We start from the raw sequence: 24,857 nt of genomic DNA, 5'->3' as shown, positions 1-24,857 counted from the left end.
GCGGAGTCTAAAAGTGAAAAAAGCTTATCTTGGGATAGTGATGATGTGCCGGAATATCACCTTTAGCTATTTGTCTAAATGTTTTTAATATGTAGACTGTTAGGAAATTGTCTTTTGCTTTTGTGATTTTCATGTTAAAGTATAATTCCTAGGTGAAATAAGTAGCTGCTGTTGTGTGATAAACATAGCAGAGGAAAGTCCGGGCTCCAAGGAAAAATAGTGACGGGTAATGCCCGCCGGAGGTAACTCCAGTTATAGGGCTACAGAGAATTACCGCCTAAAATATTCTTAGGTAAGGGTGAAAAGGTGTGGTAAGAGCACACCATGGCAATGGCAACATTGGTAGTCGAGTAACCAACACTAGGAGCAAGATTAAATAGAAGTAGATTTTATGTTTTCCTCATATCTACTCGGGTAAATCGCATGCGGTAAATGGTAACATTTACTCCAGATAAATAGCTACATAAACAGAACTCGGCTTATATTTCACCTAGGCGTTCACATGATACGTGCGATATAAGCCATGCTATATTTAAATGTATAGGCATTTCATGCGTTGTCCTTCACTTGTTCTGCTTGATAGCCATCACTACTTTCGCCTACATTAACATTAGAATATTCTTCATCATCAATATACTCTTTCAGAACATACCCTCTGCCCCAAACGGTTTCTATGTGGCTTTTTCCATCATTTGCACTTTCAAGTTTCTTACGTAATTTGCACATAAAAACATCAACTATCTTGTTATCTGAAGGTTCATCTAAGCCATTGTAAAGATGATTTAAGAACATTTCTTTTGTTAATACTGTTCCTTTACGCAGTGCTAGCAATTCTATCATAGAATACTCTTTATTAGTAAGGTGAACCGTTTTACCTTTCACCTCAACAATCCTGTGATCAAAATTGATATTTATATTACCAATCTTTATCACCGATTCAGGATGGCCTTTAGTACGACGCACTATGGCCTTAATTCGAGCTAATAACTCACTTTTATGAAATGGTTTGGTTAAGTAATCATCGGCACCATACCCGAGTCCTTTAGCTTTGTGATTGACAGCGGATATACATGAAAGTATTAAGACAGGAACTTTGATTTTTGCACTTCTTAGTCTTAGCAATATATCATATCCGTCAATATCACCAGGCAAGTGTATATCTAAAATAACTAGGTCATAGTAATCTCCGTTTGAGGAAACCATATTATTGTTATAATCTTGTGCAGAAGTAACAACGTCACAGAAATGTCCATCAGAAGTTAAGGCGTTAACCACAGTCTTTGCACTTACTTGATCATCTTCAATTAATAATATACGCATATTTTACACCCCATAAATAATTTATAATTTTAGTAATATATATAACTAAGGAAAGTAATAAATCAAATTTTTATTAACAAATGATCAAAATTACACTTATTAATTAATAGTAAATATATTGTTCCAAAGTTATATAAATAGATCTAAAATATAATAGACATACCATGATAGTAATAATATTTTTAGTAAATATTGAATTAAAGTTACTATTATTAAAAGAATACTTCGGTTAATAAATATTTAACTATTCTATATGTCTGTGTTATATTTTTAATTTACTTATCCTACTATTTTAAAGTATAAGTAATATTTTCAGGAATATTGTGTGGCAATATCAATTTTAGGTGCTGGTGCATGGGGTACAGCAATCGCAATTTCATTAGGTAGTAAGAAAGATGTGATTTTGTGGACTCGCAATGAAACTACATTTGAATCAATCAACGGGAAAAGAGAAAGTGACAAGCTACCCGGTTGTCGAATTTCTGATAATGTGTCAGTAAAATTGGCTATTGAAGACACAATTAATGCTTCAGTAACAATCCTCGCTGTTCCCACTCAGTCTCTGAGGAAGGTATGTCAGCAATTGCATAATTGTAATCTGAAAAAAGATGTAGCAATAATTTTAGCTTGTAAGGGAATAGAAAAGTCTACATTAAAATTACCTAGTGAAATAGTAAATGAAATTTTACCTAACAATCCTATTGCTATTTTTTCAGGTCCTAGCTTTGCTGTAGAAGTTGCAAGAAAATTACCCTATTCAATGGTTCTTGCATGCCAAAATAACACATTAGGTTCAAAGCTAGTATCAGAGCTGCAACAAGAAAATGTTAAATTGGAGTTTAGTAACGACATTATAGGAGTACAGATTTGTGCAGCGTTAAAGAACGTTTTTGCTATAGCGTGTGGGATTGTTTTAGGTAGTAAACTTGGGTTTAATGCTCATGCAGCATTGATTACGAAAAGTATGAGCGAAATTAAGGCTTTATACTCAGCAAAAATTGGTGACGGTAGTGTGGATATAAATACACTACTTGGGCCAGCATGTCTGGGTGACCTAATTATGACATGCACATCCTTGAATTCAAGAAACTTATCTTTTGGGTTTAAAATAGGTAATAGTGACAATGGCTTTAATGTTCAGCAGATTTTGTCAGAAGGCAAGTCAGTGATTGAAGGTTTTAGCACTGCTGAGTCCATATTTAATTTAGCAGGAAAGCTAAAGATAAAAATGCCTATATGTGAAGCGGTCTATAGATTATTGTATGAAAGCGCCTCTATAGAGGATACTATTTCTGTTCTTATAAGTTAATTTTGTATTTGGATATATTGTGAAATTTTTATATAAATTAATATCAACGTGGTGGCTGTCTGGAACAGTAAAAAAAATGCCAGGTACTGTGGGTAGTTTGGCTTCTTTTCCGCTTGTTCCTGTAATCCTGAGCAACAAAATTTTAGGTGCAGCAATTATTTCTTTTTTATTCTTAATTGGATTATGGTCTACAGGTAATTATATAAAACATTACAAGACTTCATGTGATCCAAAAGAGGTAGTAATTGACGAAGTGGTTGGTCAATTGCTGACGATACTTTTAGTTTCGATATTGTTAAGCCAAGAGATGAATTGTTCTTCATTGTTGTTGTGCTTTTTTTCTTTTAGGTTTTTTGATATAATAAAAACGTGGCCTATAAATTTAATCGATAAAAATACCAAAGGTCCTTTAGGTATTATGCTAGATGACGTTATAGCTGCAATTTTAGCCTGTGTTCTTATAGGAGCCTTTTATTGTTTATTGTTGGTGTATGCAGGATAAAAAAATTTATTATTCAAGCTTAATTGTTCAAAATCTAAAGGATTATATACTGTACACAGCGAATTTATCTGAGTGGGAAGTACACGATGAATTTGATAACATCATATTTACAATAAATGGTACCAGGGAGTCATTATTTAATTTTGTGTTCTGTGGAGATCAATGTACCGAGCTTTCTATACAAAAAACTCTAGATTATCTCAGAACAAGAGATATAGAAGCAACATGGGTAATAAATTCACATATGAAAATAAAAGATATTTTAGAAAAGTGTGAAATAAAACACGTTAGCACACCAAAAAAAGCTTTACTTAATATGAAAAATTACTTTTTACCTGCTGATGTTATTCCAAACTTGAGGTTAAATGCTGTGAATGGTAGCAACCTCTTAGAACAGTTAGATCTACACACTTCTAAAATTTTTTATCATGGCGTTGGAATTGTCAGCACATTTTTTCGCGGATTATCAAATTATGATGATAAGAACTCAAGATTAAGATTTTTTCTTGTAACACTAAATAATGAAATTATTGGGACATGCGGTCTTTATGTTCAAGACAGCGTAGCTGGTTTTTATAGTGATGGAGTTTTACCAATTTACAGGAATTGTGGAATAGGTACCCAAATGGTTTTAGAAAGAATAAAGATAGCTAAACAGCTTGAATGCAAATATATAGTAGCACATTGTATGAAATCTTCTGTGAACCTTTATAAGAGATTGGGCTTTCAAATGTTAGGCAATCTTTACTTATATACCTCTTCAGCATAATTCTGAGCGGTTACAAATTTTTACATTTGTTTTAAAAGTGCTATGTTTTTTTTGTATGAAGTGGTTTTAATATTGATTCTAATATTATTCTTTCTCTCTTATTCTAAATTAAAAATTAGTAATAAGATTAAGAACTTACAGCATCAAAATGTTATCATAAATAATTTAATTGATACTGTGAATGATGGGTTTTATATTTGGGATGCAAAAAAACGTATAGAAAAGTTCTCTCCCAATTTACTAATTTTGCTTAATACTGTTTTTTACTCATTTAATGAGTTTGTGAATTTTTTTGAGCAATCAGAAAGCTTAATCAAAAATTTTGTTGAGGCAAAGGAAATAAATAAATCTTTTACTCTAGATTTAAAGTCAAAAGACAGTGAGGTTTATTGCATATGTTACGGTAGAAGCATAATAGATGATTCTAACAATGTGATAGGTGTGCTGTTATGGATAAGGAATGTCTCAGACTGTAAGATAAAGGCTAACGGACTTGAGTTAGAAAATAGTAAGCTTACACAGGAAGTGGAGAGCTATAAAAACGTTTTCAACTCTTTACCATTTCCAATACTAAGATATAACAAGAGTAGAAAGGTGGAATTTTATAACTTGTTTTATGATAAATATGTAGATGGTTCTAAGAAATTTGCTATTACCGGTAGCGCTCATAGCACAAAACCAGGAAGACATGTTATAACTTATAAGAACGAACCTAAGGTTTTCGATTTTGTTAAAATTCCAATACAAGGTTCTGGTAGCATAGTAATGTATGGGAAAGATGTTAGTGATGCAGAGAAATTATATACTGAATTAAACAGTTATTTAGCTACACAGAAAAATTTGCTTGAGAGGTTACCGGTTGCTATAGTAATATATAGTAAGAATCAAAAGCTAAAATTTTATAATAATGCTTTTATAAAAACCTTTCAATTTGACCCAAAATTTTTGGCATCTTACCCAACTTATCATGAAGTTATGCTTTACCTCTGCGAATCTAAAAAGCTTTTAGAAAAAGAGGATTTTCAAACTATTAGTAATCAAAGACATGAGTTGTTCAAAAAATTATTTGAATCGTATGATGATACGATGCATTTCACGAATGGAAAAGCGTTCAGGGTATTAACAATACCCTACGCTTCGGAAGGTTTGCTGTTCTCTTACGAAGAATGCAAAAGATAATACTTAAACTCCTTCTCTCTCTACCATGAGCTGTTTTACTTTCGCTATTGCTCTTGCTGGATTAAGTCCTTTAGGACAAGTTTTTGTGCAATTCATTATTGTATGACAACGATACAACTTGAATGGGTCGTTTAAAACATCAAGTCTTTCACCTGTCTTATTATCACGGCTGTCAGCAATCCATCTGTAAGCTTGTAATAGTATTGCTGGTCCTAAAAATTTATCACTATTCCACCAGTAGCTTGGGCAACCAGTCGAACAGCAAGCACATAATATACAGTCGGACAAGCCATCTAATTTTTTTCTATCTTCAGAAGATTGAGAGTATTCTTTATTTGGTAGGGCAGGCTTATCTGCTTGTAACCAAGGTTTAATTGATTTGTATTGCTCATAAAATTGGCTCAAATCCGAGACTAGGTCCTTTATTACATACATGTGAGGTAATGGATATATTTTTACGTCACCTTTTATATCATGTATAGATCTAGTACATGCAAGAGTATTGGTTCCATCAATATTCATGGCACAAGATCCACATATGCCTTCTCTACAAGAACGTCTGAAAGTTAAAGTCGAATCTATTTCATCCTTTATTTTTATTAATGCATCAAGTACCATAGGGCCACAATTATCCATATCAATAAAAAATGTGTCTATTCTAGGGTTTTTCTCGTCATCAGCAGACCAACGGTAAATTTGAAATCTTCTGATGTTTTTTGCTCTAGCAGGAATAGGATAAATTTTGCCCTTTTGATTAATTTTAGAATTCTTTGGCAAAGAAAACTGAACCATATCACTTACCTTTTATTGTTTATAGCTAAAACCCTTTGTAGATAACATATTTTATTATCATCTACTATATTTTTATTAAATTCCTTTTAAATCGTGCACATATTGTAGCCAAGCGAAGCTAAAATCTCTCTTTCTAGATTTTTCATTATAATTTCTTCATCTTTTTTTTGGTGATCATAACCAAGTAAATGCAGTAATCCATGCACTAACATGTGTGCAATGTGAGCAAGAATGGGTATACAATACTCATGCGATTCTCTTTTTATTGTGTCTATTGAAATTGCTATGTCTCCTAAATCGCACTCATTAGACAATTGTTCATACGGAAATGATAGTACGTTAGTTGGCTTATCCATTTCTCTAAATTTTAAATTAAGTTGATGTAGCAAGTCATCATCAGCCAGAGCTATTGATATATTTGGTTTATAGTGGTCTATTTTTAATTCTTTTAGAGAAGCATTGATGACACCTAATACAAAATTTTTAGGATTTTCTATAATGCTGCACCATTTCTTGTCAAGAATATTTACTTCTAACATGAGTGACACATCAGTAAGGGTGTCATGCAAATAGCTGACACTGGAATCCAAAAAAGAAGAGTTATAGACCCTTGTGTCATGTACACAACTGTACGAATATTGTACACTAGAAGGATGTCATCCCAGTGCCTAGACACTGGAATCCAGGAATTTTGATTAGACATCAAGTTAGTGAATATAAAAGTAGCTAATCTTATATTAAAACACAACGGCTTTAATGTGGTTGCATTAAGGCTGGATTCCAGTGTCAAGCACTGGAATGACACCTTTGTGTTTGATGCAAAATCGGCTATAACGTTTAATGCACTGCCTTCGAGACAAATATTCATACAGCTGTGCGTTGTGTGCTGAGATGACATCATTTAGGAACTGAAATGACAGGTATTACACATCACTCATCCTTATTATTTCATTCCATTCAATTTCCGAAACTGGGGCAATTGATAAACGTGGTTGTTTTAATATAGTCATATTTTTCAAAAGTGGGTTTTGTTTTATATTATTTAACGTTACTTGGTTATTTAAAGGTTTCAAAAACTTTACATTCACTAATCCGAACTTGGGATCATTAACATGATAATACTCTTTAAATACTTCAACGATTCCAAGTATTGCTTTCTCTTTACCTGTATGATAAAAAAACGCAAGATCGCTTGCTTTCATAATTTTCATGTAATTTTGAGCTTGATAATTGCGCACACCACCCCACTCAACTACCTGATCCTTTTCCATTTTTTGCCATGAGTATTCACTTGGCTCTGACTTGAGTAGCCAAAATTGCATTATTTTTTTCTTCTTAAGTAAGCTGGTATATCATAGATATTGCTGCCCCACTTAGCTCCTTCGCTTACCTGTTCAGCTGGTTTTGTTTCCAGTGTTTTGTCTTGCGTACTTTCACTTTGACTATATGGCCACTTAAATTTCTCTTTCTCTGAGTCTTCGCTCTGACTTATAGGTGAAGTTTCTGATTTATTATTGCGACCATCAATGCCAGTTGCAAGAACAGAAACTCTAACTCTTCCCTCCATCGCTTGATCAAAAGTAGCACCAAATATTATATTTGCATTTTCATCTACTTCTTCACGCACTCTATTGGCTGCAGCATCAACTTCAAACAGAGTCATATCTCCGCCACCAGTAATGTTAATTAATATTCCTTGCGCACCTTTCATTGATACATTATCAAGCAATGGATTAGATATTGCAGCCTCTGCAGCGCTAATTGCTCTATCTTCTCCTTCTGCCTCTCCGGTGCCAATCATCGCTTTGCCCATCTCGCTCATTACTGTTTCTATATCAGCGAAGTCAAGATTGATAAGCCCTGGCATGACCATCAAGTCAGTTACTCCTCTGATGCCAATGTGCAGAACATTATCAGCAAGTTTAAATGCATCAGAAAATGTAGTTTTTTCATTTGCAATTCTAAATAAATTCTGATTTGGAATGACAATAAGTGTATCCACGTATTTTTGCAGTTCTTCAAGTCCAAGCTCTGCAATGCGCATACGGCGCACACCTTCAAAACCGAACGGTTTAGTTACAACTCCAACAGTCAATATCTTTTTTTCTTTTGGCGCTCTATCCTTAACTGCGGCTCTTGCTTCTCTGGCTGCTTTTGCAATTACCGGTGCTGCACCGGTTCCAGTACCACCGCCCATTCCTGCTGTGATGAAAAGCATATGACTATCTTTTATATGCTCCATAATCTCATCAATTGACTCTTCTGCTGCACCTTTGCCAACATCAGGCAAAGCACCAGCACCAAGCCCCTTAGTTAAATTAATGCCAAGCTGAATTTTTTTATCACATAACGACTTTTCTAGTGCTTGAGCATCGGTATTTGCGACAACAAAATTCACTCCTTGCAAATTAGATTGGATCATGTTATTCACAGCATTTCCACCAGCACCACCCACTCCCACAACGGTAATCCTTGGGTGCAATATAGGTAACTCCGGCAGACTAAGATCAATAGACATTTAAATTACTCAAATTTAGCGAATTCACTTGATAATAAGTTACCGCTTTTTTAATAATATGCAAATACTTTTCACTTCTATAGGCGTAAACAGTAAACGGGATTTACTTATTCTTAACATTTATACTAATAAGTGCAGTTAATTATAATAACTAGATTCTTAGATGACATCACTTAACCGATGCAAAAAATAGAAAACGTTTATAAAAAGGGACAGAAACCTATCCCTTTTTATTTTGTTGAAGATTATTATACTTCCTGATCTTTCCCTTTCAATGCTTCAACTGCAACATCTTTTAATTTTGAGGCAACTTGATATGTTCCATAAAGAACGGCAGCTGCAGCAATTGCCATTATGGCACCCGCAACTATCTGACCAGCAACACCTGTTCCGATAAATCCAGGTAATGAAGCAGCTATTGCTTGATTTGTTCCAACAAAGTAACTGGCAGTCTTAGCAAGAAACCCAGAAGCTTCTGCTGCACTAACAAAGCCTGCTTTCATATGCATTGCTGTAAAGACAACACTTGCAACTGCAAGCGGAAATAATGCTGTTCTCCCTTTATTATGCATAGCGTACTGACCAGCTCCACCAGCAGCACCAGGAATTCCCCAGTATTTTTCAGCTTGTATATATCCTTCTGAAATAGCATGAAAAATGCCATCCCCTTTTCCATACTCATAATTTGTTAATGCCATAACTCTACTCCTTAAATAGAATGTTAAAATTTCATTAAGGAAGCATATAGTAAAAAAAATTGCCTGTCAAGTAAACTAATTTTTTAATATACCTTTATTCTGTAATTGAGCGCTTCAGCAATGTGTGCTCTTTTTACTTCTTCACTTTTTGCAAGATCTGCAATAGTTCTTGCAACTTTTAATACGCGTGTGTAGCCTCGATTGGAAATGTAATTTTCTTTCAGTACGTATTTTAGCAATTCTAACCCTGCCTGATCTGGTTCAGTAAATTTATTAAATGCTTCACCGCTTACTTCTGAATTGCAACGAATATTTAATTCACTATAGCGCTCAGTTTGAACTTTTCTTGCTGCTATCACTCTTTCTCTTATAATTTTAGTACTTTCTCCCTCCACAGAGATTTCAGGAGAGAGTATGCTAACGTTTGGCATCTCAATGCATATGTCTATTCTATCAAGCAATGGCCCTGATATTTTGTTTTTGTAATCTGTGCCACACTTTGGAGCTTTGTTGCACGATCTGCTTGCATCACCTAAATAACCGCACCTGCAAGGGTTCATTGCAGCTATCAGTTGAAAATTGGCAGGGTAGGTTATGTGAGCATTTGCCCTTGCAACGGTAACTTTTCTATCTTCAAGTGGTTGGCGCAGAGAATCAAGCACAAGTCTTGGAAATTCTGGCAACTCATCAAGGAATAACACGCCATTGTGAGCCATGGTAATTTCTCCAGGTTTTGCATTCTTTCCTCCCCCTATCATCGCTGGCATAGAGCATGAATGATGAGGTTCACGAAAGGGACGAGTTACTTTGAATATTTCGTTACCAGTTTTTGTTATGCTGGAAATAATATTAACATCAATCATTTCCTGTTCAGTCAAATCAGGTAATAGCCCTACAAATCGTTTAGCAAGCATTGATTTTCCAGTACCAGGAGGGCCAACAAGAAGCATATTATGCCCACCTGCTGCTGCAATTTCAGCTGCTCTTTTTGCAACAACTTGGCCTTTAATATCCTTCATATCGGGAACCAATCTTTTTTCTTTGGGTGCATCACTATATTTAAAAATTACTGGCTGAATTAATTGCTCACCCTTAAAGTGTCTGATAATATCAGTTAATTTCTCTATAGCTAGAATTGAAACATTCTTTACCCATGAAGCCTCTACTCCATTTCCCCTTGGGCAAATTACTCCTTTATTTGCCTGTTTTGCATTGATCGCTGTTGGCAGCACTCCTGAAACTGGAATAACTCTGCCATCAAGGGCAAGCTCACCCATAATGATATAAGACTGAACTTTTTCAACTGGTATCACATTCATTACAACAAGTAGTCCAATAGCAATAGCCAAGTCATAATGACTACCTTCTTTCAGTAAATCCGCAGGGGAGAGATTAACTGTAATTCTTTTTGGAGGTAGTAGTAGATTGATTGAATTTAACGCTGCTCTGATGCGTTCTTTGGATTCCGCAACAGTTTTATCTGGCAATCCAACAATATTGACTGCTAGTACAACATTGCATAATTCTATTATGCCTATTTTGATCAAAATTTGCAAGACTTTTTATGCGAAATACTATGTATAAGTGGTTGTGGTTGATTTCAATTTGATGAATTAACATTCTAATAATATTTTGTTTAGTCTGCCAATCTACCAGATCAAGTTTTGATTCAACACTTGAGGAAAAGTTTTTCAAGCTATCTGTAACAAGGCTCAATTCTTGTTGTATAGCTCTTTCGATAAAAGTCCGGATGTGATAGGATAAGGATAGATGATGATAAGGAGGTTGAATGCCAGCAGCATATAGTTATGATTTAAGAAAAAAAGCAATGGAAGCGCTAGACGAAGGAGAAAGCAGAGAAACAGTGGCAGCAAGATTTAAGATTGGACGAACTACTTTATGGGAGTGGCAGCAAAGAAGAAAAGAAACAGGAGACTTTCAATCAAAAAAACTTGGAAATGGGGGTTACAATCACAAAATTACCGACTGGGATACCTTTGCCAAATTTGCCAGAGAACACGGAGGAAAGACTCTATCGGAAATGGCTAAACTTTGGAACAACGTTAGTATCCAAACGATCTATCGAGCCCTTAAAAAAATTGGATTTACGCGCAAAAAAAGACATATGGATACAAGGAAAGAAACGAAGAAAAACGTGCTGAATTTTTGAAAATTATAGCGACAAAAGAACCTAAAAACTTAGTGTATATAGATGAGTCTGGCATTGATAACACCGAAGACTACCCCTACGGATATTGCCAGAAAGGACAGCGGTTTTATGCCTTAAAATCTGGAAAGAAAACTCAACGAATCAGTATGGTTGCAGCCTTAAGTGGAAGAAAGATAGTTGTTCCGTTAACCTTTGAAGGCCACTGTAATATGGATGTTTTTAATGGATGGTTTGAGCAATTTTTGACACCGATCTTGGAACCTGGACAGACTGTCATTCTTGACAATGCTACTTTTCATAAGTCTGATAAGATTATCGAGCTTGCTAAAGGGGTTGGTGCAGAAATTTTGTATCTGCCGCCTTATTCTCCAGATTTCAACAAAATTGAGCATCATTGGTTTGCTATAAAAAACAGAGCCAGGAAAAACATTCCTCTATTCGAATCCTTTCTTCGTGCTGTTGATTCTGCCTTCCTATGACCTGTTTGGACTATTATGAGAAATGCTATAATAGTAGAATGTCTACGTTATTTGTTATAAAAGATTTCTATGTATTCAAATATGGCAGTTCTGGTTTGTTGAGCGAGAAGTATCAATAAGCAGCTCCCTTTTAAGTGAACTTTTCTGCAACAGAGTTATCGTAACAACAGCCCTTATGGCTCATGCTGGAAATGATGTTTTTTGTATTCAATAGAAATTGGTAATTTTGAGAGGTATACTGTGACCCTTGATCGCTATGTAACAGCAGATTTTTATCGGGTTTGCGTTTATCAACGGCCATCAATAAAGAATCTATAACTATAGCATTTCTCATAATAGTCCAAACAGGTCATAGGAAGGCAGAATCAACAGCACGAAGAAAGGATTCGAATAGAGGAATGTTTTTCCTGGCTCTGTTTTTTATAGCAAACCAATGATGCTCAATTTTGTTGAAATCTGGAGAATAAGGCGGCAGATACAAAATTTCTGCACCAACCCCTTTAGCAAGCTCGATAATCTTATCAGACTTATGAAAAGTAGCATTGTCAAGAATGACAGTCTGTCCAGGTTCCAAGATCGGTGTCAAAAATTGCTCAAACCATCCATTAAAAACATCCATATTACAGTGGCCTTCAAAGGTTAACGGAACAACTATCTTTCTTCCACTTAAGGCTGCAACCATACTGATTCGTTGAGTTTTCTTTCCAGATTTTAAGGCATAAAACCGCCGTCCTTTCTGGCAATATCCGTAGGGGTAGTCTTCGGTGTTATCAATGCCAGACTCATCTATATACACTAAGTTTTTAGGTTCTTTTGTCGCTATAATTTTCAAAAATTCAGCACGTTTTTCTTCGTTTCTTTCCTTGTATCCATATGTCTTTTTTTGCGCGTAAATCCAATTTTTTTAAGGGCTCGATAGATCGTTTGGATACTAACGTTGTTCCAAAGTTTAGCCATTTCCGATAGAGTCTTTCCTCCGTGTTCTCTGGCAAATTTGGCAAAGGTATCCCAGTCGGTAATTTTGTGATTGTAACCCCCATTTCCAAGTTTTTTTGATTGAAAGTCTCCTGTTTCTTTTCTTCTTTGCTGCCACTCCCATAAAGTAGTTCGTCCAATCTTAAATCTTGCTGCCACTGTTTCTCTGCTTTCTCCTTCGTCTAGCGCTTCCATTGCTTTTTTTCTTAAATCATAACTATATGCTGCTGGCATTCAACCTCCTTATCATCATCTATCCTTATCCTATCACATCCGGACTTTTATCGAAAGAGCTATAAATAGCGCCATTGACATCCTGTGCGCAGTATATAAAGAATTGCATTTACTATCTCACACTTACTGTATTTTGGTGGCCTTCCTCCTTTCTTGTACGATACTCTGAAGTGTTTTTCTATTCTTGCCCATTCCCTTTTACTTAAATCTGTTGGATATTTTTTCCTCATCTCTTACCTCAATATTCTTTCTTTATATACTACGTATTCCTTGGTTTGTGGACAACCTCTAATAGTGACGTTGTTTGTTATAAAAAATTTCTATGTATTCAAATATTGCAGTTCTAGTTTGTTGAGCAGAGTGTTGTGAAGTATCAATAAGTATTTCTCTTTTCAATGAGCTAAAGAAGCTTTCTGCAACAGAATTGTCGTAACAACAGCCTTTATTACTCATCTATATTCTTTACAGCTAAGAGATATTGATACCCTTGCGCAGTATATTGTGAACCTTGGTCACTGTGCAGCAGTAGATTTTTAACAGGTTTACGCCTATTAATGGCCATTAATAAAGAGTTCATAACCAATTGTTTATTTATTGCACTACTCATTAACTACCATACGTGAGAATTATTGCTGCCAAATATAGCCATCCCTCCTTGGTTTTGATGTAAGTAATCCCATACTTTATTTGGTTGATCAACAATAAAGTTTTGATCTAGTATATTGGGAGCTACAGCTCTATTATCTGTTTGTTGTTTTTTAATTTTAAACTTTCTTCTCAGTATAGCCCTGATGTCATTTTTCTGCATAATACTTTGCACCGTTTTCAAATTGCAACTTTTACCCAAAGCCTTTAATTCAGCATGAATTTTAGGAGCTCCATATCTACATTTAGAAGCTTGATATATTTTTTGAATATCTGCTAATAACTCTTTATTTGCTGATTCTCTACTGCTTATTTTCCTTGTAGTCCACTTATAGTAGCCACTAGCAGAAAATCCTACATAATTCCTGTACTTTATAGCAGTTACTATATAAAAAAATATTTTACTCTTTTTGACTGGCCAGGGCTTTTTTTTAAATGTCTCTTTCCCTTGTTACTCTTGCTTTGTAAATCAAACCTCTCTTTGTCGTAAGGAGCCATGTTACCTCTACCTGGAAATGCATCTGCTGCCGACTTTTTTTCGTTGTGTTTCTTTATCCATTTTCCTAATAAACCACCCTTTATTCCTAAATCCTTTGCTGTTTTTGTAATTGTTTGACCTACCTTTCTTTGTTCATTTGCCAGCTTAACAGCTTCCAATTTGAATTCTGCCGTATATTCTCTTGCCATTTCTAATCCTCCAAAATTTTATTTTACCCAAAAAAACTCTTTTCTTTCTCTCCACTTTTTCTGGATAAGGTCAAACAATGACTATGCAAAAAACCTAATAACATGTATAATCTATAAATAATTTCTGAGGTAGATTGTGAAACTAGGTGTTAATATCGATCACGTTGCAACCCTCCGCAACGCACGCGGAACTTCTTATCCAGATCCATTGAAAGCAGCAGAAATAGCCATTGACGCTGGAGCAGACTTTATTACTGTACACTTACGAGAAGATAGAAGGCATATTAGAGATGAAGACGTATTTAACCTAAAAAAAAGCATTAGCACTGAGCTAAATCTTGAAATTGCAGCCACGGAAGAAATGCTTGAAATAGCAAAAAAGGTAAAACCCTATTCGATTAGTATAGTACCAGAAAAAAGAGAAGAATTAACAACCGAAGGTGGCCTGGATATCGTGAATATGCACAGTAAACTTTCTAGTATAATAGAGGAAATGCATAGCTCCAGCATAAAAGTCTCACTGTTTATCGATCCAAATATTGATCAACTAAAATATCTTGAAAAGCTAGGGACAAAACCTGACATAATAGAAATTCACACAGGGGATTACTGTGATAATCCATCAGAAAAAAAGTTACAGTTAATTACTAATGCTGCAGAGTACGTCAATAAATTAGGAATAGAATGCCACGCAGGACATGGCATAACTTATAAACACGCTAAGAAGATGACAAGAATACCTCACATCTCAGCTCTTAACATAGGCCACTATTTAATTAGCGAAGCTGTATTTTACGGCTTACACAGCGTAGTAAAAACAATGAAAATGACAATGTCTAACTAACTGCTGCTTTTTCCTTCTCATTTAAAATACTTAAAAGAGTTTGGCTTGCTTTAAATTTTACCCTTGTCTTTTTAGGAACAGTCATGATCTGACCACTTTGGGGGTTACGACATTGTTTTTCCTGACTGATAGCAGTAGAAAATGTTCCTATTCCATGCAAACGTATTTCACCTTTCCCATGCAGCTCATTCTTTATTATTTTAATAAACGCATCATGAATCTTGCTCAAATCAGATTTTGTTATATCTATATTCTGACTAGAACAATCTTCCTTTAATTGTTTTATTATATCTTCTTTACTCATAAATTACCTTAATATTGAAAAAATCACATAAATAGCATATTATGTTGACACCGATAGTCAACTAAATTCATCACAAAAATAGAGGATATCATACATTTTTGCAAATATTTGTATAATACTTACAAAAAAACACCCCTATAAAATAACTATCTCTTAGAAAATTGACACTTTTTCCGAGCTTTATGTTGACCATATTTCTTACGTTCAACAACACGTGAATCTCTAGTTAAGAACTCACCATTACGTAGTATAGAATGCAAATCTTGGCTTACACTACTTAAAGCTCTGCTTATTCCATGAGCTAGAGCACCTGCTTGACCAGATAGCCCTCCACCTTTTACAGTTGCAAATACATCGTATTTATCCAATGTGGAAGTTGCAACAAATGGCATTTTTACTATTTGGCACACTGACTCTCTTTTAAAATAAGAAATTAGATCGCCTTTTTTGTTAACACTAAATTTTCCACTCCCCGGCTTTATCCATACTCTTGCTACAGATTCTTTTCTTCGGCCTGTAGCATATAAACGACCAAGCGAATCAACTGCTGATTTAATTGTCTTTTCTGACCAATCATTGTTATTTATTGTAGAACTCTTCATTTTTACTCCATTACTTTTTATTTTTACGATTCAAAGAGGCAAAATCTATCTTTTCAGGTTGCTGTCCTTGATGCTTATGCTCTGAACCAGAATAAACATACAAATTTTCAAAGCGTCTACGTGCCATAGGCCCATCATCAAGCATCCTTTTCACTGCCATTTCTATTACACGCTCAGGAAATTTGCCATTTAAAATATTATCTGGAGTAGTTTTCTTCAAACCACCAGAATAACCTGTATGCTTATAGTAAATTTTATCTTTAAGCTTCTTTCCGGTGAAATGCACCTTTTCTGCGTTGATAATAATTACATTATCGCCACAATCCATATGAGGTGTATACTCAGGTTTATGCTTTCCACGTAATAGTGTCGCTACAAATGCTGCAAGCCTCCCTACCACTAATCCTTCTGCATCTATGACAAACCACTTTTTATTGATTTGTTTCTCCCTTAAGAAAAAAGTCTTCATTATTTGATCCAACAATAGTAAGCTATGATATACTTAATTTCTCAATAGTGTCAACAATATTAGTTATTGATTATTAAAGTAATTTATGTTAGTAATTGAGCTGCGCAACCAATATGCATAGGAATTAGAATGTTTCGATTGATTATCACACTTGCGATCATTTTTAATACTATAAGTTGCTATGCAACCGATGTGGGAGAAGTGATAAGCAAAGCCATCAAAAATAGCTCAAAAATAAAGTCTCAATTTTACCAATATAAAAGCGCAGAAAAACACTATAAATCTTCTGGGTTAGCTGGATTTTTACCTGACATTAATTTGCAATACAATTTCGATAGTAACTTTAATCTTGATACATCTGAAAAAAAACTTACATTGCGCCAGAAATTAATCGATGGCGGTGGTACCTTTGCCACATTCAGTCGATCAAGCCATCTTCTCAAAGCAGAAAAGATGCGATTTCAGCAATTAAAACAAGAGCTTGCACTTAATGCTGTGAAAGCATATGTTAATGTTTTACAAAAGACAGAAATATTAAAGCTCAGAGAACATAAAGAACGCGTTTCTTTGGAACATTTGTCAGCTATGAAAAAACGCTTTTCCCTTGGAGAGGTAACCAATGCTGAAGTTTTGTTAGCAAAAGCAAAATTTTCGTCTTCTATATCCGAAAGAGTTGATGCTGAAGGTAAATTAAAGTTGGTAAATATTGCTTATTATCATTTGATTGGCGAAGATGCTGATGACCTTTCTGAAGCTAATGATAAACTACCTTCTGTTCCAGAGCTAAATGAATGTTTACAGTTAGCAAAAACCAATAATTTATCTCTAAAAGCAGCAGTTTATCAAAAAAGAGCAGCCGGAATGGAAGTGATTGCTGAAAGCTCCAAGTGGCTTCCTTCTTTAAATCTAAGTGCAAGCAAAAATTTTGGGGAGGATGGTATGAAGGTAGACAAACTATTAGAAAATGTTCATGTAGTTTTTACTCTTGATGTTCCAATCTTTAAGAGAGGAGTTAATGCTTTTGGTGTCAGTAAAGCTAAAATGGATGCAAAAAAATCTACCTACGATTATTATGAAATGGTAAAAAATATAGAACAAGCAGTTGTAAATGCTTGGAATAATGTGTTGACAGCAAAGGCCATTATCAAAGCAAGTCAAGAAGCGGAAAAAGCAGCAGCTCTAGCATTGGAAGGAGTTGAGCAAGAAGTAAACTTAAATTTAAAGAGTACATCTGACCTTTTGGACACTGAAGATGCATTATTTAAAGCACGTTCAGAATTAGTTGAAGCAAAAAGCAATTATGTGATTAGTGTTTACAACTTGCTTTTTATGATAAATAGTATAGACCTCTAAATTTAATGGTATTAGCACTATGCATGATGAACAAGGCAATCAATCTGTAAAAGATATCCTAGAAGATATAAAAAAAGCTATATCGGGTAAAAACGCGAGTAACGATAAAGCAGAAATAAAGGATGAAAATGATGATGTGCTATACCTTGAGGAAGAGTATCCAGAAGAAATAGAAGAAGATGGCAAAAAAGAAAATAATGAAAAAGAGGACATTGATAATGATGACCAAAGTGAGGAAATGGCTTGCAACAATAACCAATTTAATGGCCATAGCTACAATTCAGAAGAAAAAAAAGATATTTATTTGTACGATAATATCCAAATGAGTAATAACAAAGCGAGTAATAGCGGCTTACAAGCGCAAAATAACGATCATCTAATTTTAAAAGAGAATATGGAAGAGATCAAAGCGTTGCTTGGAAAAATGCAAAACGAATTACAGCATAAACAACAAAAAAAAGCGAACCTTACTGTTGAAGAATTAGTTACATCTCTTTTAAAACCTCAGCTCTCAGAATGGCTGAATAAATATCTACATGCACTGGTAAAAGAAGTAGTTGAAAAAGAGCTTAAAGATATAATCAATAATAAGTAGGGTATTAGCAATAAAAACTAGAGTAAAGACGGCTAGAGGCAGAAAACTATCTTCAACAAGGTGGCTACATCGTCATTTGAATGATCAGTATGTGCAAAAAACTAGCAAGGATGGTTATAGGTCACGCTCAGCATATAAGCTGGTAGAAATGGATAACAAATTTAAATTATTCCAAGAAGGGCAAAAAATTATTGATCTTGGTGCTTCTCCTGGTGGATGGTCACAAGTTGCATCTCAGAAAGGTGCAAATGTGGTTGCTCTTGACATAAAACCAATGAACGCAATTAATGGAGTAGAGTTTATACAATGTGATATTATCAATGAGTTTGAAATTTTAAGAGAAAAATTCAAGGATCAAAAATTTGATGTAATTTTATCTGACATGGCGCCCGAATCTTGTGGTTTAAAATCGTTGGATCATATCAGAATTATGCTTTTATGTGAGGCAGCGCTCAATTTTGCAAAGCATTTCTTGAGCCATGGTGGCACGTTTGTAGTAAAAATTTTCCAAGGAGAATCTGATAAAGATTTTTGTAACGAGCTAAAAAAAATGTTTAAAACAGTAAAATACTTTAAACCAAAGTCAAGTAGATCTGAATCTACAGAAATGTATTTGGTAAGTTTAGGCTTTATTGGCAGCAAACCTTCTATATAATATTAATCCAGGTACTCACAGAAGCAAGAAAGTTGCTTGACAAACTCTGCCAGCCACCTTATCATGAAACTGAAGCTATTGTATTTGCTTTCGCCAATCTGCAGATTAAAAGGTAAGGATTACTTAATGTATCGGCGTCTTATGTTCAATTTTTTGCAGTATATAGATACTGTATGTCTTTACAAAACTTCATCTACATCTAGGTTTTTATCTAAATAAGCTGAACGCGCTTATAAAGCGTTACAAGACATCAAAAAATGCCAATACTCGACAGAGATAGTAAAAGACTAGCTAACTCGGGGATTCTTTGTCTTTTTTTCTGCTTAGTAAATTTCTTAAACATTTGCAGCGTAAGTTAGTTGCAATTAAAAGCAGCTGAATCTCGCTTGTCAAGCGTTTAAAACATAAAAAACGCCAATATTTTAAAGCGGATAATAACCCCAGGGCTTCTTTTGCCTTTTTTTTTATTTGGTAAATTTCTTAATGTTTATGGCTAAACGACAATCGTCATCCCGCTACTTGTTAGCAGGATCTAGAGATACCGCGAATGAATCGCGGTATGACGGTTTGTGGCGGTATGACGATAAGGTTTATATCTTGTCATCCCAGTGCTTGACACTGGGATGGCTTTGTTGCATAGCAACTGAAAAAATCTGGTGGCTACTGACAAAATTCATTATAAAATAGCCATTTAACCTTGAAAGAAAAAATATGCCACAAAAAATGAGGGTCAGTAACCATAGCGAATATAACAAATTTCTAGAAAAAAGAGGAAATATTTTTCATTATATCAACGAAGCCATAGAAAAGTGGTACGAGAATGGTCCAAAAATACCAGGTGGCAACAATATTTATAGCGATAAAGTTGTAATTTTGGTGCACATAATAACTTGTTTATTTAGAATAGGCCTGAGGCAAACAGTTGGGTTTATAGCAGGATACCTTGAGCAAATTGGGAAAAATTTGCAAGTTATCAGCTATTCACAATCATCAAGAAGGTTTAAGAAACTCAATATTAAGATCAATGATTGCAGAATTGATAAAAATAATATGGAAGATATCGAAATTACTATAGACAGTACAGGAATTAGTATATACAACAACACTCCTGGTCATAGCAAAGAAAATAGCGAAGATAGAAAGTATCGCAGCTATGAACAGACAAGAAAATTGCATGTAATGTTGAATACAAACAGCAAAAAAGCCATAGCTGTAAAATACAGTAACGGTGTCTACTCTGATCACTATGGAGCTTGTGATTTGCTAAAAGAAGTCGATTTTCAGTATGTCATAAAAGTACTATATGCAGATAGGGCATATGACAGAGAAAAGCTCTATAAGCTGTGTAATCAATATGGTATAAAAACGAAAATTCCTCCGAAAAACAACGCAGCAGAGCATCCAAAATTGGATTATATGCTTGATAGAAATGCCGCTATTCAGTTAATGAAATTACATGGTGAGAATGGTATAAAAAGATGGAAAGAAGAAGTAAATTACGGAAAAAGATCGTATATTGAAGGATTTTTCTCAAGGTTGAAGCGAATATTTGGGTTTAGTTTTAGGAGCAAATCTGAGATTAATCGTGAGAAGGAACTGCTACTCAAGTGTTATTTGCTTAACAAATTTACTGAAATAGGCATGGCTAAGTTTGAGATAGCTTCATGAATTTATTGTACGTTACCTACTATCCGAAGAGCGATGCAACAAAGCCATTCCAGTGTCAAGCACTGGAATGACACCCTTCCGATGGGAACTGCTCTCAAACTACAACAGCATGAGTAGCTATAGAAGCTTTAATGATACAAGAAAAAATAAACAGCTATCATTTTTTTAGTAATTAAGTAAAATAGAGTGAAAGATTGCGAGGAAGTTTTGAAAAATAAGATAAAAAAGATAGTAATTTCAGGAAAGGAAGTGTGGCCAATCATCGAGGGCGGCAAAGGCATTGCAGTTAGTGATGGAAGATCAAGCGGAGCATTTGCTGCAGCAGATGCTGTGGGTACATTTTCTGGTGCAAATGCTAAGCTTATTGATGATAATGGCGAGTTAGTGCCACTAATTTATAAAGGCAAAACAAGAAATGAAAAGCATAGTGAATTGATTGAGTATAGTATTGAAGCTGGAATTAGTCAGGCAAGAATAGCAAATGAAATATCAAAAGGTCATGGAAGAATACACATGAATGTACTTTGGGAGATGGGAGCAGCAGAACGCGTGCTTCATGGCATATTAGAAGGAGCGAAAGGTTTGATTCATGGTATTACCTGCGGTGCTGGTATGCCTTATAGGCTTGGAGAAATTGCAGCTAAATATCAGGTTTATTATTACCCTATTATCTCATCGGTGCGTGCTTTTAAAGCATTATGGAAGCGTGCTTACCAAAGAATATCTTCCTATTTGCTTGGTGGAGTAGTGTATGAAGATCCATGGCTTGCTGGAGGGCACAATGGACTAAGTAACAGTGAAGACCCAGAGCTACCACAGGCTCCATTTGAAAGAGTTGCAGAGCTTAGATCTTTCATGAACGAGATCGGTCTTTCAGAAACACCAATTGTTATGGCAGGAGGAGTGTGGCATTTGAAAGATTGGGAACATTGGCTTGACAATCTGCAAATTGGACCAATAGCTTTTCAGTTTGGCACTCGTCCACTTTTGACGAAAGAAAGCCCAATTTCTGCAGAGTGGAAAAAGAAGCTACTCACTTTAGAAGAAGGTGATGTATTTTTAAATAAATTCAGTCCAACAGGGTTTTACTCATCTGCAGTAAAAAATAACTTCATGCGTGAGTTGCAGGAACGGAATTCACGTCAAATAAAGTTTTCAGAAAATGCTAGCGAAGAATTTAATAATGAATTTGCAATGGGTAGCAGAGGTAGAAAGATCTACCTTACTGCAAAAGACAAAGAACTGGCAAATACATGGACTAAAGCAGGGTATACAGAAGCAATGAAAACTCCAGATACAACTGTTATTTTTGTGACGCCAGGCAGGTTTGCAGAGATAAGACAAGATCAAATCAATTGTATGGGATGCTTAAGTCATTGTTTGTTTAGCAATTGGAAAGATCATGGTGACCATTCAACAGGACGAAAGCCAGATCCGCGTATTTTTTGCATACAAAAAACACTGCAAAACATTATACAGGGTGGTGATATTGAGAACGAACTCATGTTTTCCGGGCACAATGTGTACAAATTTAAGCAAGATCCATTTTATGAGAATGGCTACGTACCGGCAGTAAAAGAACTGGTGGAAAGGATATTGACTGGGTATTGAGTCAGTGACCTTACCCAGAAAAAGTGGAGAGAAAGTGTGGAATGTTTTTTACAAAAAGAATGATGCATCAAATTGTTCTGGAATGCAATAGTTAATAGTGACGTTGTTTGTTATAAAAAATTTCTATATATTCAAATATAGCAGTTTTGATATGCTGTTCAGAGTGCCGAGAGGTGTCTATTGGTAACTCCCTTTTTAGAGAACTGAAGAAGCTTTCCACAACAGAATTGTCGTAACAACAGCCTTTATTACTCATCTATATTCTTTACAGCTAAGAGATATTGATACCCTTGCGCAGTATATTGTGAACCTTGGTCACTGTGCAGCAGTAGATTTTTAACAGGTTTACGCCTATTAATGGCCATTAATAAAGAGTTCATAACCAATTGTTTATTTATTGCACTACTCATTAACTACCATACGTGAGAATTATTGCTGCCAAATATAGCCATCCCTCCTTGGTTTTGATGTAAGTAATCCCATACTTTATTTGGTTGATCAACAATAAAGTTTTGATCTAGTATATTGGGAGCTACAGCTCTATTATCTGTTTGTTGTTTTTTAATTTTAAACTTTCTTTTCAGTATAGCCCTGATGTCATTTTTCTGCATAATACTTTGCACCGTTTTCAAATTGCAACTTTTACCCAAAGCCTTCAATTCAGCATGAATTTTAGGAGCTCCATATCTACATTTAGAAACTTGATATATTTTTTGAATAGCTTCGAGTAGCTCTTTATTTGCTGATTCTCTACTGCTTATTTTTCTTGTGGTCCACTTATAGTAGCCACTAGCAGAAAATCCTACATAATTCCTGTACTTTATAGCAGTTACTATATAAAAAAATATTTTACTCTTTTTGACTGGCCAGGGCTTTTTTTTAAATGTCTCTTTCCCTTGTTACTCTTGCTTTGTAAATCAAACCTCTCTTTGTCGTAAGGAGCCATGTTACCTCTACCTGGAAATGCATCTGCTGCCGACTTTTTTTCGTTGTGTTTCTTTATCCATTTTCCTAATAAACCACCCTTTATTCCTAAATCTCTTGCTATTTTTGTAATTGTTTGACCTGCCTTTCTTTGTTCATTTGCCAGTTTAACAGCTTCCAATTTGAATTCTGCCGTATATTCTCTTACCATTTCTAATCCTCCAAAATTTTATTTTACCCAAAAAAACTCTTTTCTTTCTCTCCACTTTTTCTGGGTAAGGTCAGTTTACTGGCCTCTCCATGAGTGAGATTGAAAAATTAAGTGGAAATCTGTGAACGGTTACCTTGGATGACAGAAAAGAGTGTTGGAAGGAGGCAATATTAAAAACTTAATTTCAGTCCAGCCAAGAACACATAACCAGAGTTGTTATTTTCTATTTTAGGCTCTTTTGTACTAAACTTTACAATATCGAAATAGTATGAAGTACCTAAAAAAAGAGAATTTTTAAGACTTAAAGCATATGATGTTAACTCGTTTGTACCTTCGCCTGCAATATCCCTACCACTACTAAAATATGTTAAGCTCGATTTGTAAGAATCAGAACGGTAAGCGATACCTGCATTCATATAATACGTATTATTTGTTTCAGGATTACGCTTCTCACCAGATTTACCACCATTACCATACGAAAAAATGCAATCAAGATCGAACAATTTTAGCTTCAAACCAAAATTCCAGTGTAGTAATTGATTGCGGCATTCATAATTTTTAGAAGTCCCATCTGAGCAATCAGTTAAATTTTCTCTTGCAAATTCACCAGTTAAGGCAGTAGTAAAACCTATATCATCTGACAAGCTGTTTTTATAGGAAAGGCCAGCAGCAATTAAATTGCTGTACTGTAAGTTATTTTTTCCTGGAACATAACTGAATCCGAGTTGAAAGTTATAGATTTCAGGGGAGATGTAGTTAATTGATGATTGTTTTAACCCTAGTTCGAGTTCATTATAATCGCTATAAATATTGGGCTTGACCCAGAACACCTTGTCTTGATCATATCCAGGGTCACCATCTTTTTTATGATCACCGCGCAAATTTGCATAGTTTGTCCAATGACCATTTACTCCTCCAGCAGCTGCATAAATTTTTGAAGTGTTAATTAACATGCTCTGACCAACTAAACTTCTTTTACCATATTCAATTGATCCAAGTTCCTGGTTTTTTATGATAAAATACCATTCCTCCATGTCTAACTTTTCTATGTCTAACGCTTTTAGGTTTGCAATACCAGAAACCCCTGCCTTAACATTAACCCCCATTTGAGTATTTGGATAAACTTGCTGTAAATAAAGAAAGCGCAAGTATGAATAACTTGAAGTTTTATCCTTAGGCTTAGCATTGAAAGAATCTCTGTTGAAGGCGTAGCCGAATCTCAAATCTATTTTTCCGTCTAGTTCTGCATAAAATATTTCCTTATCCAAAATTGTTTTAGAGCTAGCACTATTCTGCAAAAACAATGATGAAAGCAGTGCTACCAGGTAGTACTTTAACTTCATA

The 24,857-nt window shown here is 34.9% G+C and carries 23 protein-coding genes, 1 other RNA gene and 4 pseudogenes; 12 read left to right on the top strand and 16 right to left on the bottom strand.

The features are described from left to right. Positions 1-148: 148 nt before the first annotated feature. Positions 149-498: RNase P RNA component class A (gene rnpB, locus OOL03_RS01720), an RNA gene on the top strand. A gap of 51 nt (positions 499-549) precedes the next feature. On the opposite strand, the gene OOL03_RS01715 is transcribed toward rnpB, so the two are convergent. Beyond that, positions 550-1,320: a response regulator transcription factor gene (locus OOL03_RS01715; protein ID WP_096616586.1), complete on the bottom strand. Its 771-nt coding sequence runs from the start codon at positions 1,318-1,320 to the stop codon at positions 550-552. A 325-nt stretch (positions 1,321-1,645) separates the two neighbouring features. On the opposite strand from OOL03_RS01715, the gene OOL03_RS01710 reads away from it, so the two are divergent. Genes OOL03_RS01710 through OOL03_RS01695 form a run of 4 tightly spaced genes read left to right on the top strand, consistent with a single transcriptional unit; the run spans position 1,646 to position 5,079 of the window. Continuing rightward, positions 1,646-2,629, top strand: a complete 984-nt coding sequence (locus OOL03_RS01710; protein ID WP_006280098.1) for an NAD(P)H-dependent glycerol-3-phosphate dehydrogenase — start codon at positions 1,646-1,648, stop codon at positions 2,627-2,629. Between the two features lie 19 nt (positions 2,630-2,648). Beyond that, positions 2,649-3,131: a phosphatidylglycerophosphatase A family protein gene (locus tag OOL03_RS01705; protein WP_006279290.1), complete on the top strand. Its 483-nt coding sequence runs from the start codon at positions 2,649-2,651 to the stop codon at positions 3,129-3,131. Then, positions 3,121-3,900 (top strand): GNAT family N-acetyltransferase, encoded by a 780-nt coding sequence (locus OOL03_RS01700; protein WP_264707486.1) that lies wholly within the window; start codon positions 3,121-3,123, stop codon positions 3,898-3,900. Before OOL03_RS01705 ends, OOL03_RS01700 begins: the two co-directional genes overlap by 11 nt. A gap of 42 nt (positions 3,901-3,942) precedes the next feature. Further along, positions 3,943-5,079 carry a hypothetical protein gene (locus tag OOL03_RS01695; RefSeq protein WP_236514561.1) on the top strand — a complete coding sequence of 379 codons (1,137 nt, stop codon included), beginning with the start codon at positions 3,943-3,945 and terminating at the stop codon, positions 5,077-5,079. 3 nt (positions 5,080-5,082) lie between these two features. Here OOL03_RS01695 and OOL03_RS01690 read toward each other — a convergent pair whose 3' ends face one another. The 6 genes from OOL03_RS01690 to OOL03_RS01665 form a co-directional block, all read right to left on the bottom strand. After that, positions 5,083-5,871 carry a succinate dehydrogenase iron-sulfur subunit gene (locus OOL03_RS01690; protein ID WP_264378091.1) on the bottom strand — a complete coding sequence of 263 codons (789 nt, stop codon included), beginning with the start codon at positions 5,869-5,871 and terminating at the stop codon, positions 5,083-5,085. A gap of 86 nt (positions 5,872-5,957) precedes the next feature. Continuing rightward, positions 5,958-6,410, bottom strand: coding sequence for an rRNA maturation RNase YbeY (gene ybeY / locus OOL03_RS01685; protein ID WP_253303271.1), 453 nt, complete (start codon positions 6,408-6,410; stop codon positions 5,958-5,960). Between the two features lie 384 nt (positions 6,411-6,794). Further along, on the bottom strand, positions 6,795-7,193 hold the full coding sequence (locus OOL03_RS01680; protein WP_319803720.1) for an EVE domain-containing protein: 399 nt from the start codon (positions 7,191-7,193) through the stop codon (positions 6,795-6,797). Beyond that, positions 7,193-8,389, bottom strand: coding sequence for a cell division protein FtsZ (gene ftsZ, locus OOL03_RS01675; RefSeq protein WP_010962790.1), 1,197 nt, complete (start codon positions 8,387-8,389; stop codon positions 7,193-7,195). The genes OOL03_RS01680 and ftsZ overlap by 1 nt, the downstream gene beginning before the upstream one ends. A gap of 248 nt (positions 8,390-8,637) precedes the next feature. Beyond that, complete coding sequence (locus tag OOL03_RS01670) at positions 8,638-9,087, bottom strand: hypothetical protein (RefSeq protein WP_264707484.1); 450 nt, start codon at positions 9,085-9,087, stop codon at positions 8,638-8,640. Positions 9,088-9,170: 83 nt separating this feature from the next. After that, positions 9,171-10,634 carry a YifB family Mg chelatase-like AAA ATPase gene (locus OOL03_RS01665; RefSeq protein WP_264707483.1) on the bottom strand — a complete coding sequence of 488 codons (1,464 nt, stop codon included), beginning with the start codon at positions 10,632-10,634 and terminating at the stop codon, positions 9,171-9,173. Positions 10,635-10,876: 242 nt separating this feature from the next. Between OOL03_RS01665 and OOL03_RS01660 the strand changes: the two genes are divergently transcribed. Further along, positions 10,877-11,736, top strand: a protein-coding gene (locus OOL03_RS01660) for an IS630 family transposase (protein WP_264707034.1) whose coding sequence is annotated in 2 segments (ribosomal slippage) — positions 10,877-11,201 and positions 11,201-11,736 — 861 coding nt in all. Because the reading frame shifts where the segments join, the coding sequence is not laid out codon by codon here. A gap of 47 nt (positions 11,737-11,783) precedes the next feature. Here OOL03_RS01660 and OOL03_RS01655 read toward each other — a convergent pair. From OOL03_RS01655 to OOL03_RS07125, 4 genes and pseudogenes are all read right to left on the bottom strand, one after another. Next, positions 11,784-12,058 (bottom strand): annotated as a pseudogene (locus tag OOL03_RS01655) (transposase); the annotation flags it as partial. Positions 12,059-12,085: 27 nt separating this feature from the next. Further along, positions 12,086-12,945, bottom strand: a protein-coding gene (locus tag OOL03_RS01650) for an IS630 family transposase (protein ID WP_264707019.1) whose coding sequence is annotated in 2 segments (ribosomal slippage) — positions 12,086-12,621 and positions 12,621-12,945 — 861 coding nt in all. Because the reading frame shifts where the segments join, the coding sequence is not laid out codon by codon here. A gap of 62 nt (positions 12,946-13,007) precedes the next feature. Next, a pseudogene (locus OOL03_RS01645) lies at positions 13,008-13,175 on the bottom strand (transposase); the annotation flags it as partial. Between the two features lie 58 nt (positions 13,176-13,233). Then, positions 13,234-14,277: pseudogene (locus tag OOL03_RS07125) on the bottom strand (IS3 family transposase). A 136-nt stretch (positions 14,278-14,413) separates the two neighbouring features. Here OOL03_RS07125 and OOL03_RS01620 point away from each other — a divergent pair. Further along, on the top strand, positions 14,414-15,121 hold the full coding sequence (locus OOL03_RS01620; RefSeq protein ID WP_006279877.1) for a pyridoxine 5'-phosphate synthase: 708 nt from the start codon (positions 14,414-14,416) through the stop codon (positions 15,119-15,121). Here the strand turns inward: OOL03_RS01620 and OOL03_RS01615 are convergent. The 3 genes from OOL03_RS01615 to rplM form a co-directional block, all read right to left on the bottom strand. Further along, positions 15,114-15,425, bottom strand: a complete 312-nt coding sequence (locus OOL03_RS01615; protein WP_010082594.1) for an HU family DNA-binding protein — start codon at positions 15,423-15,425, stop codon at positions 15,114-15,116. The genes OOL03_RS01620 and OOL03_RS01615 overlap by 8 nt on opposite strands. Before the next feature lie 146 nt (positions 15,426-15,571). Beyond that, the gene (rpsI, locus tag OOL03_RS01610; RefSeq protein ID WP_006279875.1) at positions 15,572-16,027 is read right to left on the bottom strand and encodes a 30S ribosomal protein S9; all 456 of its coding nucleotides are present in this window, start codon (positions 16,025-16,027) and stop codon (positions 15,572-15,574) included. Positions 16,028-16,037: 10 nt separating this feature from the next. After that, complete coding sequence (gene rplM / locus OOL03_RS01605) at positions 16,038-16,496, bottom strand: 50S ribosomal protein L13 (RefSeq protein ID WP_264707480.1); 459 nt, start codon at positions 16,494-16,496, stop codon at positions 16,038-16,040. A 129-nt stretch (positions 16,497-16,625) separates the two neighbouring features. On the opposite strand from rplM, the gene OOL03_RS01600 reads away from it, so the two are divergent. From OOL03_RS01600 to OOL03_RS01580, 5 genes are all read left to right on the top strand, one after another. Then, a complete protein-coding gene (locus OOL03_RS01600; protein WP_264707479.1) occupies positions 16,626-17,849 on the top strand; it encodes a TolC family protein in 1,224 nt (407 codons plus the stop codon). A 19-nt stretch (positions 17,850-17,868) separates the two neighbouring features. Beyond that, positions 17,869-18,444, top strand: coding sequence for a PopZ family protein (locus OOL03_RS01595; protein WP_010082598.1), 576 nt, complete (start codon positions 17,869-17,871; stop codon positions 18,442-18,444). A gap of 76 nt (positions 18,445-18,520) precedes the next feature. Continuing rightward, positions 18,521-19,099, top strand: coding sequence for an RlmE family RNA methyltransferase (locus tag OOL03_RS01590; protein WP_010962344.1), 579 nt, complete (start codon positions 18,521-18,523; stop codon positions 19,097-19,099). Positions 19,100-19,810: 711 nt separating this feature from the next. Next, positions 19,811-20,767 carry an IS5 family transposase gene (locus tag OOL03_RS01585; RefSeq protein ID WP_253303449.1) on the top strand — a complete coding sequence of 319 codons (957 nt, stop codon included), beginning with the start codon at positions 19,811-19,813 and terminating at the stop codon, positions 20,765-20,767. Between the two features lie 207 nt (positions 20,768-20,974). Continuing rightward, entirely contained in the window at positions 20,975-22,378 is a 1,404-nt protein-coding gene (locus tag OOL03_RS01580) for an NAD(P)H-dependent flavin oxidoreductase (protein ID WP_264707478.1), read from the top strand. Positions 22,379-22,426: 48 nt separating this feature from the next. Here the strand turns inward: OOL03_RS01580 and OOL03_RS07120 are convergent. Then, a pseudogene (locus OOL03_RS07120) lies at positions 22,427-23,513 on the bottom strand (IS3 family transposase). Positions 23,514-23,683: 170 nt separating this feature from the next. After that, positions 23,684-24,856: a porin gene (locus OOL03_RS01560; RefSeq protein WP_264707659.1), complete on the bottom strand. Its 1,173-nt coding sequence runs from the start codon at positions 24,854-24,856 to the stop codon at positions 23,684-23,686. Between the last annotated feature and the right edge of the window lies 1 nt (position 24,857).

Source organism: Wolbachia endosymbiont (group A) of Acrocera orbiculus, assembly GCF_947250015.1.
Taxonomy (GTDB): domain Bacteria; phylum Pseudomonadota; class Alphaproteobacteria; order Rickettsiales; family Anaplasmataceae; genus Wolbachia; species Wolbachia pipientis.
This window is presented reverse-complemented; position numbering and strand designations above follow the sequence as displayed.